At 53.8% G+C, this 16,469-nt stretch carries 15 protein-coding genes and 2 pseudogenes; 10 read left to right on the plus strand and 7 right to left on the minus strand.

What is annotated here, in order from left to right:
• Positions 1–175 precede the first annotated feature (175 nt).
• From cas2 to cas3, 7 genes are all read right to left on the minus strand, one after another.
• Positions 176–466, minus strand: a complete 291-nt coding sequence (cas2, locus tag E1162_RS01525; protein WP_155125914.1) for a CRISPR-associated endonuclease Cas2 — start codon at positions 464–466, stop codon at positions 176–178.
• Position 467: 1 nt separating this feature from the next.
• A complete protein-coding gene (cas1c, locus tag E1162_RS01530; protein ID WP_155125916.1) occupies positions 468–1,481 on the minus strand; it encodes a type I-C CRISPR-associated endonuclease Cas1c in 1,014 nt (337 codons plus the stop codon).
• On the minus strand, positions 1,478–2,122 hold the full coding sequence (cas4, locus tag E1162_RS01535; RefSeq protein WP_155125918.1) for a CRISPR-associated protein Cas4: 645 nt from the start codon (positions 2,120–2,122) through the stop codon (positions 1,478–1,480). The genes cas1c and cas4 overlap by 4 nt, the downstream gene beginning before the upstream one ends.
• Positions 2,094–2,996 (minus strand): type I-C CRISPR-associated protein Cas7/Csd2, encoded by a 903-nt coding sequence (gene cas7c, locus E1162_RS01540; protein WP_155125920.1) that lies wholly within the window; start codon positions 2,994–2,996, stop codon positions 2,094–2,096. Before cas7c ends, cas4 begins: the two co-directional genes overlap by 29 nt.
• A complete protein-coding gene (gene cas8c / locus E1162_RS01545; RefSeq protein ID WP_155125922.1) occupies positions 2,989–4,758 on the minus strand; it encodes a type I-C CRISPR-associated protein Cas8c/Csd1 in 1,770 nt (589 codons plus the stop codon). The genes cas7c and cas8c overlap by 8 nt, the downstream gene beginning before the upstream one ends.
• Positions 4,755–5,414 carry a type I-C CRISPR-associated protein Cas5c gene (gene cas5c, locus E1162_RS01550; protein WP_155125924.1) on the minus strand — a complete coding sequence of 220 codons (660 nt, stop codon included), beginning with the start codon at positions 5,412–5,414 and terminating at the stop codon, positions 4,755–4,757. Before cas5c ends, cas8c begins: the two co-directional genes overlap by 4 nt.
• A gap of 170 nt (positions 5,415–5,584) precedes the next feature.
• Positions 5,585–7,789: a CRISPR-associated helicase Cas3' gene (cas3, locus tag E1162_RS01555; protein WP_155125925.1), complete on the minus strand. Its 2,205-nt coding sequence runs from the start codon at positions 7,787–7,789 to the stop codon at positions 5,585–5,587.
• 211 nt (positions 7,790–8,000) lie between these two features.
• On the opposite strand from cas3, the gene E1162_RS01560 reads away from it, so the two are divergent.
• The 10 genes and pseudogenes from E1162_RS01560 to E1162_RS19395 all read left to right on the plus strand — a co-directional run.
• Complete coding sequence (locus E1162_RS01560; RefSeq protein ID WP_371311759.1) at positions 8,001–8,768, plus strand: SDR family NAD(P)-dependent oxidoreductase; 768 nt, start codon at positions 8,001–8,003, stop codon at positions 8,766–8,768.
• Between the two features lie 14 nt (positions 8,769–8,782).
• The gene (locus E1162_RS01565; protein WP_155125926.1) at positions 8,783–9,562 is read left to right on the plus strand and encodes a crotonase/enoyl-CoA hydratase family protein; all 780 of its coding nucleotides are present in this window, start codon (positions 8,783–8,785) and stop codon (positions 9,560–9,562) included.
• A gap of 68 nt (positions 9,563–9,630) precedes the next feature.
• The gene (locus E1162_RS01570; protein WP_155125927.1) at positions 9,631–10,683 is read left to right on the plus strand and encodes a TRAP transporter substrate-binding protein; all 1,053 of its coding nucleotides are present in this window, start codon (positions 9,631–9,633) and stop codon (positions 10,681–10,683) included.
• Positions 10,684–10,686: 3 nt separating this feature from the next.
• Positions 10,687–11,235 (plus strand): TRAP transporter small permease, encoded by a 549-nt coding sequence (locus tag E1162_RS01575; RefSeq protein WP_155125928.1) that lies wholly within the window; start codon positions 10,687–10,689, stop codon positions 11,233–11,235.
• Entirely contained in the window at positions 11,223–12,545 is a 1,323-nt protein-coding gene (locus E1162_RS01580) for a TRAP transporter large permease (RefSeq protein WP_155125930.1), read from the plus strand. The genes E1162_RS01575 and E1162_RS01580 overlap by 13 nt, the downstream gene beginning before the upstream one ends.
• 21 nt (positions 12,546–12,566) lie before the next feature.
• Complete coding sequence (locus E1162_RS01585) at positions 12,567–13,052, plus strand: MarR family winged helix-turn-helix transcriptional regulator (protein ID WP_155125932.1); 486 nt, start codon at positions 12,567–12,569, stop codon at positions 13,050–13,052.
• 32 nt (positions 13,053–13,084) lie between these two features.
• A complete protein-coding gene (locus E1162_RS01590; protein ID WP_155125934.1) occupies positions 13,085–14,920 on the plus strand; it encodes a feruloyl-CoA synthase in 1,836 nt (611 codons plus the stop codon).
• A 10-nt stretch (positions 14,921–14,930) separates the two neighbouring features.
• Positions 14,931–15,806, plus strand: a complete 876-nt coding sequence (locus E1162_RS01595) for an amidohydrolase family protein (RefSeq protein ID WP_155125936.1) — start codon at positions 14,931–14,933, stop codon at positions 15,804–15,806.
• A 207-nt stretch (positions 15,807–16,013) separates the two neighbouring features.
• Positions 16,014–16,145: pseudogene (locus E1162_RS01600) on the plus strand (IS6 family transposase); the annotation flags it as partial.
• Between the two features lie 59 nt (positions 16,146–16,204).
• A pseudogene (locus E1162_RS19395) lies at positions 16,205–16,469 on the plus strand (amidohydrolase family protein); the annotation flags it as partial.

The raw sequence follows: 16,469 nt of genomic DNA on the forward strand, positions 1-16,469 counted from the left end.
TCTATTTCTAATAGCTTGTTTCCAATATTAAAATACGCTGTCTAACGCGAACCTATGAAAAACAACAGGTAGAACCCGCGCCGTCAGTTCAAGCTACGGGATAATGTGCAATCTTTACAATGAGAATGAGCCTGCGCGAACCTACCAGTAAAATCATGGGAACTATGGGTTCGCGCTACAAATACAAGGTGCCATCCAGATCGAGAGGGAGTTTAGCACCGCAGTGTTCTACGCGACGCTTCCAATTGGCGCCCAGATGGTAGAACCGTAAACTATCCTCGTCTTCGTTGTAGATAGAAAGCAAGCGACTTTTCAGCTCGGTCCACTGGGCTGGCGTTACAACACATTCGAACACCGAATATTGCACCCGCTGGCCGTAGTCCAAACAGGCTTTGGCCAAGCGGCGCAGGCGGCGCGCGCCACCTGCGCTATCTGTTTTCACATCGTATGTCACCAAAACCAGCATGCTACCTCCATATGAACGAGGGATAGCCGTCCAAGTCACCGCGCAGATGGCGGGCCAACAGCTGTGCTTGCATAAACGGGAACAGGCCCAACGCCATTTGCTCCTCAAGAAACGGATGGATCAGCGCTGTGCGCTTGCGCTCCTGCCAAGCCTCCAGCACGACCTTGCGGCTATCTTCTTTAAGCAGAACAGCGCCTGTCTCTTCCCTTTGAAAGTCTTTGGATGAAATTTGCCTGCGGTTGATTAATGACAAGCAAACCCTATCCGCCAATGGCGCGCGAAACTCTTCCATCAGATCCAGCGCGAGAGAGGCCCGCCCGGGCCTGTCAGCATGGAGGAACCCCATTTGCGGGTCCAGACCAACGCTTTCAAGCGCTGTCCGACAATCCGCTGCCAGCAACACGTAAAGAAAGGACAGCAAAGCATTTGCCTCATCAAGAGGGGGTCTACGAGAGCGCCCGTTGAAGGCTATATCCGGTGCGCGGATCAGGCTTTTGAAGACGGAAAAATAGGCGTTCGCAGCCTCGCCCTCCAGCCCCCTGAGCTGCTCAAGGTCTTCAATGTTATCAGCTTCACGAGCTGCGCGGGTGAGCCGCGCCTCGGCAGCCGCAAGCTGGCCGCTTTCATCGCTATAGTCTCTAATGGCTCGGCGCAACACGCTGCGCTGGTTTGCTATCTTGGCCACTACGATATTGCGGGCCACCGTGATTGGGGCCTCCAGACTTTGCTTATGTTGTGCGCGGCGAAGGAGGACATTGCCGCTAACTGGCCCCTCTACACGGGCAAGAAATTTGCCGTAAAGACTAAGAAAAGTAATGGAGATACCGGCCTCGGAACAGGCATGCATGAGTTGGGGAGACAGGCCAACATTACCAAAGCATACTACAGCACTGAGGAGATGAAGGGGGACACGGCCCTTTGTGTGCCCATCCACCTGCACGACGATATTGGCGCCGTCCTTTCGCGCCCATGCACCTTCACTGGTGATGTAAAGCGTATTGAGAAACTTCTTCATTCAGGAACTCCAGCGCGCTTTAGCTGAGCTTGCACCCAATTAGAAACACGCCGCTTTTTCTCCAGCGCCTTCGGGTGGCAGCGTGCCTTTAAGGAGCACGTTTCGCACCGCGCTTTATCGTAGTGCGGTACAGGCACAACGCCGCTAGAACGGCATAAGCGAATTTCGCCCAGTGCTTGTTTGGTAAGTTCGCGCAGGTCTGCGCCCAAGGGCACCAGAAGACGGCGGCGGGTTTTGCCGTAAAACAGCGCTCCCTCCGGTATCTGGCAGCTGAACATCTCTTCCAGGCACAGGGCTTGGGCGCATAACTGCACTTCATCAGCCCGATGCGATTTTGGGGCACCCCTTTTGTACTCAACCGGATATGGAACGCCGCCGTGCAGTTCTACAACATCTGCAACACCGTGCACCCCGAGCACATGGCAACTGAGCTCCACAGCGCGAAGTGTCTTGATACCGGGTCTTGTTTCCTTCCCCTTTGTATCGGCCTTCTCATGAAGCAGCCTGCCCTCGGCGGTGAACTGGTTTTCCTCCCAGATTCGATCCAGATGGATAAGCCCGTATTGCCGAGGACAGAACAGCCAATGCTGCAATGCCGATAAAGGAACGCTATCAGAAAGGCTCAACAATGCTGATGCCATCGGGCAAGCCCAAGTCATCCAAGTTGATATGATAGTCTGCGAAGCTGCGGGCCGGTGGCAGATTATGAGTGCGCGGATCACCGACAGGACGCAGCTCATCTCCATCAACGCGCGAGACAGTGACACGCTCAAACAGCTTATGGGCCTGTGCATTGCCGAGCGCGCTATCATGCTTGAAGGCGATCAACCGGCGCGAAGCCATCTCGCCGCGTGCGGCGGAGCGGTCAAAGTCGAACATATCACGCAGGGCTGTCCAGAGCGTTTCCAAATCCGCTTCACTAAAGCCCGTTTTCTCGGCCAGCTTCGGGTTGATGAACCCGTGCACACGGTAAAGACCGTAGGGCAGAATATGCTTACGGCCCATGGTGCGTTCTTTGTCGCGGTCCTTCTCGTTGGTGACGGAGGAGCGGGTGATGGAAATTTCCAGCGGCAGCACGGCTTCTTCAGAGCGCCCGAAGGAGATCTGCACAGGGCCACGGACCTGACCGCAGTTCACCTCCGTTGTCATCACAGCGCCAAAGGTGCGGATATCGAAGAAGTTATCGCACATCCACCTGGTAAGGGCTCTGGCTTCCGCTTCCTTTTTCGGAAGCTTCTTGGATTCAGACTTCAAATTAGCGGCTTCGTAAGCCCGTGCATGTTGCTCATTAAGAACGGCGCGCTCGGTCATGTAGATTTCGTGGCCTTGCTCGCCCTCGTGCGCCATGGCCACATAGTTGCGGATTTTACGCTTCAAGGACACATCGGAGGTGAGGCCCTGATTGGTCTCGGGGTCCATTCGCGGCAAGTTGCCAGCATCAGGATCTCCGTTGGGATTGCCGTTGGAAACGTCGAAAAACAAGACAAAATCGTAACGGTTTTGCAAGCTAGGCATGGACGACCTCATTCTCTTCAAGCTGTTCTACCTTGTCATTTTTAGACCAGCGCTGGTGGTAATAGCCGGCACAAAACCGTCCTTGATCTTCCAGAGTCAGTGTGCGCGGTAGATCTGCACTCAGCCCAAGCCAGACTTCGCCTATCTCTCGCTCCAGCCAATAGCCAAGGCCAGAACCTTCGCCCTTCTTCAGCCCCGACAGATGATGATTGGCCGTACGCATAAGAAGCGGGAACACACGCGCCGGCGTTGCAGATGCAGCGCCAAAATAGCGGTCTTTAATCGTTGCATTCAGGCCCGGTAGCGCAGCAGACTGGGCGCGCTCAAGTAAGGCAAACAACCGCCCGAGCCTATAGGCCGAGTTGCTTGATTCTCTGTCCAGACTCACCGGTATCTCCTCCCGAGTTCTGCGATTTATAACTGCTTTCATGATAGCGACGCGCCGGCCATTTATGTCCCCTTCCGCCCGTATGCGGCCCATGATGGCGCTGAGCATGGTGCGGGGGAGGGGCTTACCGTGGAGCACGGCCTGCATAAGCGCTCCGCCCAGTAGGGGAGGGATGTTTTCCGCTTTTCTTTGCAAGGCCGTTTCATAGAGAAGCGCCCACGCTGCAGGCGGACCTTTGAACCCACTCGGCTCAAGCGCCAAGTCGCCCCAGAAGCGAGCGATATTTGCCGCGAACTCTTGAAGCCCGCTCATATACCAAAAACGCACTGACACACGGGCAGCGTTTGGCGCCAGCCCAAGAACGAAAACCTTTGTCGAGGGGTCAAACTCCCGCGCTTCCACATCGCGGCCTAACGCAATATTCATCAAACTAGCGCGCAGTTTGTTTGTCTCATCCTGCTCGGTAGGCGGAGAGAGGGCCTGCCCTAATAGCATTTCGGCAAAGCTGCTGGCCTGATGGGTGGCAGCTTTCGCCCAAAACACAACCGTGGCATCGCCAATGCGTAAGGATCGGTGGGAACCTTTGGCTAGCAGAGCATTCAGAGCGGCGCCATAGGCAAAAGCGGCATATTCAGAAACCGGAGCGTTACTGCCCTGTTCCTTGCCGAAGGACTCATAGGGTTCGCCGTTGAACGATACAAGCGCAGCACCGGAACTTTGCGCGCCCATTACACCTTTGATGGACGGGTGCAGGCGAGCGATTGGTGCTTGCTCACCCGTAACAAGGCAAAGGGCTGCGTCAGCGTCGTTGTCACTGCTCAAATAGGGCAGGACTGCGGGACGGTCATGGAGAAAGCGGGGTGCACCATCAGCGCCCACATCCCCTTCAAGCCGGAAAACGATGTTTTCATCCAACGCCTCTGGCGGAAATACCAGCTCCGTGAAACGATCAGCGTGCCAGCCCTGCAGGAACTTAACCAGTGCAGTTAGTCCCTCGTCTTTGGCACCCTCCAGCAACTCCAAATGCGCATCAACGAACGCTTGGTGTTCCTGCGCGGTGCGTTTGCCTTGGCTGGCAACAACCTCCCCTTCTTCGTTTTCAAGAGCCGTCACACCCAGAACATAGGCTGACTTATCCCAGAAGAGGTTTGGCTTGATACCAGACGAGCGCTTGACCGCCATAGGCACCGACATCACCCGCGGTGCTGGTTTTTTGCCGGAAAGCTGCTGAATGCTGGAAAGGCGAAGGGGCGTACCGTCTTTGTCTATCACCAACTCGTAGCTGATCTTCTCCGAAGAGAAACCCCGCTTTGGCGCCTCTCCGGTTTGCTGCATACGCTCATAAAGATCGGTAAGATGGGTCAGGATCGTCATCGCACCATCCCCTGATCTCTGGCGGCCGCCACATCGATAACCCCGTCGGTCATCTGAGCCCTGAAGAACAGTGGCGTGCGATCGCGAGCGAAATCAATGTCGTAGAGCATCCAGCCCAGATCATTGGTTTGGGGGTTCTCTAACTGGGGGAGCTCTTCGAGTAGCTCAAAGTCAGCGACAAACTCACGAAGGCCAAGACACGGACGATGGAAGCATTGGCCCTTTTCCGCACGCCGGCGAAACGTGTCCAGATGCTTGGCGGGATTGTCGTCCGGACCGGCCTTGCCGGTCATCTCGAAGTGGGCCTCGATTACATAAGCGACCTTCTTCAGCGCCAGAGTTGCGCGCTGCTGACGATTTTCATCAACGCACATATGCAGCCCATCCAACTGACCCGATTTCATGGCTGATTTGGCTTTCGTAGCCGGAATTTTCGACCCGACCTCGTTTTTGCGAATGTTCTCGAAACGCACCGGCTCAAGAACATGGATTTTGTCGATCACCCAGCGAATAGCCGGTTTCCAATGGATCGCTTCCAAAATTCCACGCGCCGCAGAGGGAGTGATCACGTCGTAGGAGACCCGCTCCACTTTCATCTCTGGTCTGGTGAAACAGGCATAATCACCCCAGACCTTAAGCTTGACCCCAAAACTCAAAGCACTCTCCTTGCCAATCCAGTGCCCCCAACTTTACGAAAGGTGGTTTGTGCAGGTCCCGCCCTTCCGCTTTTTTCTGCACTTTTCGAGCTTCTAAAGCGATTGGCTAGGAAGTTATTGAATCCGGAAATACAACCATAGATTTATACATAAGTAAAAAGCAATTTACTTCACAGTTCAAAAAACAGTGACCCTACATCTCCGCTTTCAGCATCACAGAACCCTGCTTCCTCATCGTAAAGGTATACGTTCTCCAACACGACAAACTGGTCGCCGAAGTCTTGGGTGCGAGCGACAATCGCATCGCCGCTCGCTATCAGCTTGCTGCGCACGCGCGGTGAAACCTGAACGCTATATCGCTGCATCAAGCGGGCAATACTTCCCGCGTGGGGACTATGGAACAATTGGGACCGTGCATCCTCGCCCAAGCCATAGGGACCTCCGCCGATGATCAGCGGCACGGTATAATCTTGGATGAGCCGCATGTGCGCCGCCATGTCTGCGAAATTGAAGTTGAGTTCAGAGCCGCACCGAGAAATTTTGTCCAGAATATGATGGGAATCCATATCCTGGTTTCTGCTCCAATAGAGTTCCCGAAAATACGCTTCAATGGCCTCTGGCGTCAGAGGATCGCTGTAATTTTTCAGAACGTCCTGAGCCTTTTGAGCATTTAACGCGATTTCGGGAGGAGGGGTGAATGTATCCTCCGGTTCGAACACGTGTAAGATACCGCGCTCAAGTTTGCCTTCCCGATTGCACCTACCTGCAGCTTGCGCAATTGAGTCCACACCTGCCAGAGCGCGCCAAACCTCAGGAAAATCCAAGTCCACGCCCGCCTCAACCAAGGCGGTGGAAATCACCAGTGTTCGCTTGCCACCTTTCAAGCGTAACCGGATCTCCTCCAGTACTGCCCGTCTATGACGCGCTGTCATGTTTGTAGAGAGATGGAAAACACCCTCACCCTTAAGATGGTCAAAAAGCGCACGTGCCTGCTTCTTGCTATTCACGATGACCAGTGCACACCGCCCCCGTAAGGCATCCACTAATTGTTCATTAGTCATGGCGCCGATGTTGCGGACTTCAACGCGCTTTAACTGGGTGAAGAGTTGCGCCGGGTTTGGAGCAATCTCGCGGGTGCTGGCAATGCTCAGTGCTTCGGGCGCCAAAAAACCTTGCTCACTGTAAAGCGCCGGCTGCGTTGCAGTACAAAGCACGACGGAACATCCGTAGCCACGCACAAGCTCCTTCAGCGCGGCAAGGCAGGGCCGCAACAGATGTATGGGTAAACTTTGCGCTTCATCGAGAACGATGACCGATCCGGCCAGATTATGCAGCTTGCGGCACTTGGCTGGACGGTTCGCGTAAAGGCTCTCAAACAGCTGCACAGCCGTTGTCACAACCACAGGACGATCCCAATTCTGCGCTGCCAGCTTCAACTTTTCCGCTTTGTTTTCGTCGGCAATCTCATCGAACTCAAAAGACGAATGGTGCTCAAGGATAGCGTCCTCATCCCCCAGAGCTTCACGGAACACATCCGCTGTTTGCTCGATGATGGATGTGAAGGGGGCCACATAAATGACACGCCTGAGTTTGTGCTGAACAGCGTGGTCCATGGCGAATTTCAGGGAGGATAGCGTCTTGCCGCCGCCCGTCGGAACCGTGAGGGAGAAAAAGCCCGGACACTCCTTGGCTTTTTCCTTGGCGCTTTGAAGGACCTTTGCTCTGGCTTGGTTGACGGTATCGTCAGCCGCTGGAGGTTCAAAGTCTGCCAAACGCTGGTCTAAGGTAACACGAAGATCAGCCAATTTTCCCGTCCACTGACGTTCTATCTGTGGGGAGTAGAAACGTTCCGTTTCAATAAAGTCCGCATCAACCAAAGCACTGAACAGCATGCGAGTAAAGAACTGCGCTGCAAATGGAAACTGCTCAGCCTCCAAATTCGTGAAGCACGGCGGCAGCTCCACATTCGGTAAAGACAACCACACTGGCAGCTCTAGCTTCTCCGCGGCCTTGATGCGCTCCGTCAACGGCGTGTGCGGTTTGAACTCAGATGGCTCCAAACCATTTGCCAAACCTGCATGATGGCCTGCAATGCCGTAGGCAAGCAGCTTGGCGATTGGAGGCAGATGCTCAACTGCAAAACGTGCACCTTCGCCACTATGCCCTTCGTCATTCTTCGCGCCCCTGAGCTTTGCCTGAAAAGCGGGCTTCAGTTTGCCAAGGTCGTGAAGATAGCCAGCGATTGCACCTAGATTACCGGCCCCGAACACCGTCGCATTTCGGGATGCTGCGTCCACCACATTTTGAAGATGGATAGATAAGGGTTCCCAGTCCTCTTCCGGTGCCCCTTCGACCGAATGAGCGAAAATCATCATAACTAGACCCACCCCTTCTTAGAGAGCTTCGACACCACCAACCCATACCTGTGATTGTACAAATATAAGAACTGTAACCTGACATTACCGCTTTTGGCGAGAAGGATATGCTTACCCTACCCGTCGACCCCTCTGGTATTTTAAATATGGACAATTACCTAATTGTTATGTTACGTAACAATTAATCAGGTGAACGTTAGGGGAGGGGCGCGTGCACTTAAAGGGCAATATTGCTCTAGTAACAGGCGGCGCAAGCGGCTTGGGAAGAGCAACAGCGAAACACTTTGCATCGCAAGGATGTAAGGTTGCTGTTTTAGACCGCACCATCAATAATATTGAGAGCTTAAATGCAGATGGCATTGGCTTGGCCCTGACGGCCGATGTGTCTGACCGAGGTGCAGTTGCTTCAGCATTTGATCAGGTTGAGGAAACCTATGGTTCACCGCCACGTATTCTAGTGAACTGCGCCGGCATTGGGACGGCTTCGCGGATATTGCCGCGAGATGGCGTTCTTCCTTTCGAAGCTTTTGAGAAGACGCTTCAAGTCAATCTGATCGGTTCTTACATTACCTTGAGCATCGCAGCGCAGCGTATGACGGCGCTAGAGCCTACTGATGAAGACGGCTCCCGCGGAGTGATCATCAACACATCCTCTTTGGCTTATCAGGACGGTCAGATCGGGCAGGCAGCCTACGCGGCTTCAAAGGGCGGCATTGCATCAATGACCCTGCCAGCCGCAAGGGAGCTTGCACGTTTTGGAATCCGCGTCATGGCGATAGCACCGGGCTTATTCGAGACGGCAATGACAGCAGGCCTGCCTGATGACGCGCGCCAATCCATCAGTGCAAGCATCCCGTTTCCCTCCCGTTTGGGTCAGGCCAGCGAATATGCAGAGCTCGCCGCGCAGATCGTTCGCAATACCATGCTGAACGGCACAACAATTCGTTTGGATGGCGCCGTACGCCTCCAACCGCGATAAGAACGGAATACAAAATGACCACTTCGGAACACAGCGACATTCTTAAGGTTGCAGTGGATGGGGCGATCGCCACACTAACCATGAACCGACCACAAAAGCGCAACGCCATGAGCGATGGATTGCTTTTGGAAATTGACCGGTTCTTTTCAAATCCCCCGGAAGGTGTACGGGCTGTGGTTTTGACTGGGTCCGGCGGACACTTTTGCTCTGGGCTAGACTTATCCGAGCACGTGGCTCGTGATGCAGAGGGCACTATGCGCCATTCGCGGAATTGGCACCGCGTGTCTGATTTGGTTCAGTTTTCGGGTCTGCCCGTGGTTTCCGCTATGTACGGAGCTGTGATTGGCGGGGGCTTGGAACTGGCTTCATCCACCCATGTGCGAATTGCCGAACCTTCCACGATCTTTCAGCTACCGGAAGGTCGCCGCGGTATATTCGTAGGCGGCGGCGCGACGGTGAAGGTGGGGCGGATCATTGGCGCAGACCGAATGTGCGAGATGATGCTGACAGGGCGAAAATACAATGCCGAGGAGGGGCTAGCGTTGGGCCTAACCCACTACTCTGTGGGGAAAGGGGAAGCTCTACCGCTGGCATACGAGCTTGCTGGAAAAATTGCCGAAAACGCCAGCCTTTCCAATTTCATGATGATTCAAGCTATCCGGCGGATCGAGGATATGTCCCGAGCCGACGGTTTGTTTACCGAAAGTCTTTGCGCTGCGGTTTCCCAAACCAGCCGCGACGCGGACGAGGGGATGCGGGCATTCCTTGAAAAAAGGACCCCCGTTTTCCGCTAGGAATACCCTTTCGCTGTGGGGGACAGCGGAAGGTTTCTTGAAGAACTTGTCATTCGGGAGGACGGGCAATGACAAAGCATAGTTTAACACGCCGCACCATGTTGGCGTCTATCGGAGGGGCGCTAGCAGCACCTGCATTTCTCACTCGGGCAAAGGCCGCGGAAGTAACCCTGCGCCTGCAGCACTTCCTTCCACCGGTCGCCCCAATGCACAAAGTAGTCCTTGTGCCCTGGGCCAAGAAGATCATCGAGGCATCAAACGGTGCTATCGACATCCAGATCTTCCCGAGTATGCAGCTTGGCGGTAAGCCACCTCAACTTGCTGATCAGGCACGTCAGGGGATTGTAGATATCACGTGGACGCTACCGGTCTATACGCCAGAACGCTTCCCCGTTGCAGAGACCATGTCGCTGCCATTTCTCGTGACCAATGCGGAAAAGAGCTCTGTGGTCATGCACAAGATCATGGACGAATTCGGTTCCAAAGAATACCGCGGCCTCAAGCCCCTCGCATTCCATATGCATGATGGCGGAAAGTTCCACATGCGGGATACGCCAATCGATACCAAGGCTGATCTTGCAGGAAAACGCATTCGCAGTCCCAACAAGAACGTCGGCGAAATGCTTGCAGCATTGGGTGCGGAGCCGGTCTTCTTCCCTGTGACGGAGATGGTCGTTGGCCTTTCCAATGGTGTTATTGACGGTTGTTGCTTGCCATATGAAGTGGTCCCTGCCTTTAAATTGCAGGAGTTGACCAATGTTACCAGTGAGCCCGCAGCAGGTACGCGTGGCCTCTATGGAAACACCTTCGCATTGGTGATGAATGAGCGTAGCTATGAGGGGCTTCCAGATGATCTTCGCTCTGTCATCGATGAAAACTCCGGCATCGAACTATCCCGCAGCATTGGCGAAAGCTTCGACAAGTTCGAGGCGTTTGGCCGCGGTGTAGTTGAAAAAGCAGGCAACACCATCAATGAGATAGCTACGTCCGAGATTGACAGCTGGCGCAGTGAAGCTGAGCCCCTCTATCTGGGTTGGAAGCAAAAGCTTGAGGCGAAAGGCCATGACGGGGATGCCATCTTGGGTCGCATCAACGAGTTGCTTGACGCGTCTGCGGGCTAACCAATGAAGACATCATCATTCACACCTGTAGGGCAGGGGGACCAAGCCCCCCTGCTGGCAATACTCGGCCGGATTTCGCTCGGGTTTGCAGGGATTGGCGGCGCAGGGATTTTGGCAGCCTCCTGCGTTGTAACCCTTTCGGTCCTTATGCGAACGAGCGGGATCGGTGGTATTCGAGGGGATTTTGAGCTCGTTGAGCTAATTTGTGCGGCATCTGCTTCGCTCTTCCTTCCTTTGTGTCAGCTCAAACGGGGGCACGTGATGGTAGACATCTTCACTAGCTGGATGGGACCACGCCCGCTCCGTCGTATTGACGGGCTTTGGATGATCGCGTTTGCCGCTGCATGGGGGGTGCTTTGCTGGCGTCTAAGTCTCGGTTTGCATGAACTGCGCGACTACGGTGACCGCACAATGCTACTTTCAGTGCCAATCTGGTGGGTTTTCGTGCCCGCAGTCTTGTCGACGGGCCTTTCAGCCATAATTTCTCTCGTTAAGGGTAGTTCCCTGCTTTTTGAGAGTTCCGATCAGGGAGCGCGTAAATGGAACCTGTAACCATTGCAAGCTTGATGATCGCCGCCCTATTGCTGGCCATTTTCGCCCGCGCCCCCATTGCGCTAGCTATGGGGGGAATCGGTGCGATTGGCTATTCAATTCTGGCCAGCCCCTATGCGCTGCTTGCCTACTTCAATACCAGCTGGGTCGACAAATTTATGTCTTACGAGCTGGCAATCGTTCCGCTGTTTATCCTGATGGGGCACCTAGCCACGCGATCAGGGATTTCGGCCTCCATATTCACCGCAGCAAACGCTTGGATCGGTCATTTCCGAGGTGGCCTTGCTATGGCTGCCGTCGCTGGCTGTGCAATGTTCGGTTCCATCTCAGGTTCTTCGCTTGCAACAGCGTCGACCATGGCAGGTGTTGCCTTGCCCGAAATGAAAAAACGGGGCTACTCCAATGCTTTGAGCACAGGGTCACTGGCAGCAGGTGGCACGCTTGGTATCCTGATACCCCCTTCTGTTGTATTGATAATCTATGCACTTCTGACCGAACAGAACATCGTCAAACTGTTTCTGGCTGCAACCATTCCAGGGACTTTGGCTGTCATTGGGTTTGTAATCGCAATCGCAATCTATGTGCGAATAAAGCCTGATGAAGGGCCGACACACAGCAAGGTAGGCTTGAAGGACAGGTTTCGTTCGCTTCGGGGCATCCTGCATATTGTGGCAATCTTTGTGGTGGTGCTTGGCGGCATTTACGGTGGCTTTTTCACACCAGCCGAAGGGGCATCCATTGGCGTGGTTCTCACCTTTTTCGCCGGGGTTATCAAAGGCGGTATCACGCTGAAAACACTCAGAGAGTGCCTGATCGATACAGCAGCCAACACTGCTATGATTTTCGCTATCGTATTTGGGGCTGATGTATTCAATGTCGCTCTTGCGTTGAGCCGATTGCCATCTGAGGTAGCCACCTATTTTGCCGCCGCAGACATTGCTCCCATGGTGATCCTGCTTGGTCTGGTGTTCTTCTACCTCCTTATGGGCTGCGTTATGGATAGCCTTTCCATGATCTTACTGACGGTTCCGGTGTTTTTCCCAACCATGATGGCGTTGGATTTCGGACTGATGCCAGAGCAGCAAGCAATGTGGTTCGGCATCATCACCTTGGTTGTCGTCGAGATCGGAATGATAACCCCGCCGGTTGGTATGAACCTTTTTGTCATTCGGTCCATGGCGCCAACCATCCCAACCGGTCAGATTTTTCGAGGAACGACACCATTTATCGCCGCTGAGTTCATTCGGATCGCGCTTTTAGTGTCATTCCCTGCGCTGAGCTACTGGCTGGTTCAAGTCGTGATGAACTGACCAAACGAGGAGGGACTTCATATGGTTAAAGTAAACAAATCTGCCGTACCCGTAGTAGAAGCGGCCCACACGCAGGTCAGCGATGATAGTCTTCGCCAGTACGTTGGTTACAACATGAAGCGGGCTTTTCTCTGCATCCAAGCAGACATCAACGAAACCCTGAAGGCGCTGGATCTTCGGATCGGTTCCTTCTCTGCCTTAGCGGTCATCATCGAGAACCCGGATATCACCCAGTCCAGGCTGGCGCAGGCACTCAATATCGAGCGCTCCGGTGTGGTTGTTTTGGTGGATGAGCTGGAAAACGCCGGCCTGATCAACCGAAACAAGGTTCTTGGAGACCGGCGGTCATACGCGCTCAGAACGACTCTTCTGGGTCAGAAAAAATGGGCGGAAGCAAAGGGTGCGGTCGACATGCATGAAGACCGTGTGCTTTGCGATCTCTCTGAGGAAGAGCGCATACTGTTACGTTCGTTGCTCTCTCGCATCCACAGTCAAACAAACCCCTGACTGAAGCCAATTTCAAGAGAAGAGGTACTTTGATGTCTGAGAGCGAAGTTCTTGGGCGCCCGTCGGCTGGGTGCGCCTATATTCCCCATAACGTAGAGATCAAGCGTCTGGCCGATGGAACCATGCGCATGACCTCCCGCATTCCTCTCGACCCTGTGGTGGAAAAAACCGGTGTCTGGCTACACCATTGGGCAAGAACCGCGCCGGACCGCGTATTTATTGCGGAACGAAACGGCGAAGATTGGCGCGAGATCACATATGCGCAGGCTCTGTCTAAGGTGCGATCCATCGGGGCCGCTTTGGTTACCCGCGGCATGGGGCCAGACACTCCTGTTGCGATACTGTCAGGCAACGGAGTTGATCATGCATTGCTGTCTTATGCGGCGCAGTATGTTGGCGTTCCAGTAGTGCCGCTTGCAGAGCAGTATTCTTTGATCCCCCAAGCACACGCTCGCTTGGCCTTCGTTTTGGATAAGATAAAACCCCATTTGGTGTTTGTAGAGGATGCAGGTCAGTATGCCGGCGCTCTCCAATTACCAGAACTAGAGGGCCTAGAGATCGTCGCCAGCAAGACAGATTGTGCGCCGTGTGAAGTGACCAGCTTCCAGAGTTTACTTGAAGCTGAAGCGGGACCTGAACTGGATGCTGCGTACGAAGCCGTCAAGGGAAACACGCTAGCAAAGATCTTTTTCACTTCGGGCTCGAGCGGTGATCCCAAGGGAGTTCTAACAACTCAGAAAATGATGTGCGCCAATCAGGCCCAGATGGCATCAATTCTCCCACTCCTTAAAGTGCGCCCTCCGAAGATTGTCGATTGGCTTCCATGGAACCATGTGTTCGGCGGATCTCACAATCTCAACATGATGTTGGCCCATGGCGGAAGCCTCTACATTGATGAGGGCAAGCCTACCGCAAAGGATTTTGGAAGCAGCATAGAGAACAACAGAAGCCAAAGCGGCAATATAGCGTTCAATGTCCCTGTTGGGTTTTCAATGCTAGTAAAGGCAATGGAAGACGATCTTGAGTTGCGTAGGGCCTATTTCAATGACCTTGATCTTATTTTCTATGCCGGAGCTTCTCTGCCTCAGGACATTTGGGAGAAGTTAGAGCGTTACGCAATCGAGGAAAACGGTCATCTGCCACTGATGATCTCCAGTTGGGGAATGACTGAGACCGCGCCTGCGACTTTGATGTTGCATGAACCTATTGGCCGCTCTGGTGTCATTGGGGTCCCGCTTCCAGGAACAGAGATCAAACTCATTCCTGATGACGACCTGCGTTGCGAGCTTAGGGTCAAAGGCCCGAATGTGATGCAGGGCTACTATGATGACCCGGCCAAGACTCAAGAGAGCTTTGATGAGGACGGTTTCCTTATTACCGGTGACGCCGTCCGCTTCGTCAATAACGAAACGCCTGAAGCTGGTCTCGCCTTTGATGGCCGGGTATCTGAAGATTTCAAACTAACGACTGGGACATGGGTCCATGCTGGCAAGCTGCGCCTTAAAGTACTTGAGGCGATGAAAGGGCTGGTTCAGGATGTCGTGGTTTGCGGTCATGATCGCGATGCAATTGGCCTCTTCATCTTCCCCAAACTCGCAAGCGTAAAGAGCGCCAATATTTCCGACGGGGCAGTGACCGATCCGGCCCTGCAAGCCGAGGTTGAAGTTGTCTTGCGGCAGATGGCGGCCGAGGCGACTGGATCGGCCACGCGAATTACTCGCGCTCTGATCCTTGCAGAGCCGCCGTCACTGGCTGATCACGAGATAACCGACAAGGGCTCGCTCAATGTACGCAAAATTATAATGCGCCGAACAACCCTTCTCGAACGCCTATACGACACCAACGACCCCGCATTGATCCGGGTGTGAGGATATGACTATGGTCGACTTTTCAAAAGTGCGCGCAATTGATTTTCATACACATGCCGAAGAGCCGTGTGGTTGCCATTCAGACGATGGTTATGATGATCTGCAAACAACCATGGCGAAATACTTTGGTGCACCATGGGTGCATCCGCCAACCATTCCGGAAACAGCTGCACATTACCGTAGTCAGAATATTGCAGCGGTTATCTTTCCGGTCGATGCGGAGCGGGAAACCGGATATCGCCGCTACAAGAACGAAGAGGTCGCGGAGTTGTGCGCCGAGCACTCCGATATTCTCATTCCGTTTGCCTCAATCGACCCTCACAAAGGGAAAATGGGCGCACGCGAGGCGCGTAATCTCGTCGAAAACTATGGCGTGCAGGGCTTCAAATTCCACCCTACAATGCAAGGGTTCTATCCTAACGACCGCTTGGCTTACCCTCTTTACGAGGCTATCGCCGAGACAGGAAAGCCTGCGTTATTCCATACCGGGCAAACAGGAGTTGGATCGGGCATGCGTGGCGGCAACGGTATGCGGCTGAAGTACTCCAACCCGTTGTATATGGATGATGTGGCCGTTGACTTCCCTGATATGCCGATCATCCTTGCGCATCCTTCTTTCCCTTGGCAAGAAGAAGCTCTGTCAGTGGCTACGCACAAACCGAACGTTTACATTGATCTTTCTGGGTGGTCGCCAAAATACTTCCCGCCAATTCTTGTTCGTTATGCCAACACGCTGCTAAAGCACAAGATGCTGTTCGGCTCAGATTGGCCAATGATCTCACCTGAAAAGTGGTTGGGTGCTTTTGAAAAGGCGGACTTTAAGGATGAAGTACGTCCGCTGATACTTAAAGAAAACGCAATGAAGCTTTTGGGGGGCTCAGAATAGGACCCATTACCCGTCATAGGCGACATTCTGTTCTCACGCGTTCTTTTGGTACAAAGAGATCGTCAATTCAATTGGCAAAGAACGTGTGGGAGCGGCTCTCTTTGGACCTGTTGCAAACTTTGCCAAGGAATGGGAGGATCAGGTTTTTCGGTGCAGACTGGCTCCATGATGAACGCATTCAAAGGTCGCCATTTCAGCTGAAAAGTCGTGTTTTGGGAATTCCGTTGGAATTGCCGCTATGCCAGCTATCTGGACCTTGAGCTGATGATGGCTGAGCGCGCTGTCCGCGTTTATCACGCCACGATCTACAGGTGGGTTCAGACCTGTGCTCCGGAAATGTAGCGCAGATTACGCCGGTACTGGCGCCGTCCAGCCTCAAACAGTTTGCAACAGCGCCCCTTTTGGCTTATCCCCTTTATGAGGCAATCGCCGAGACAGGAAAGCCTGCTTTGTTCCATACTGGGCAAACTGGGGTTGGGTCCGGTATGCGTGGCGGCAACGGTATGCGGCTAAAGTACTCCAACCCATTGTATATGGATGATGTCGCCGTCGATTTCCCTGATATGCCAATCATCCTCGCGCATCCTTCTTTCCCATGGCAAGAAGAGGCGCTGTCAGTCGCGACGCACAAATCGAACGTTTACATTGATCTTTCTGGGTGGT

The sequence above is a fragment of the Pseudovibrio flavus genome (assembly GCF_009711345.1).
Lineage (GTDB): Bacteria > Pseudomonadota > Alphaproteobacteria > Rhizobiales > Stappiaceae > Pseudovibrio > Pseudovibrio flavus.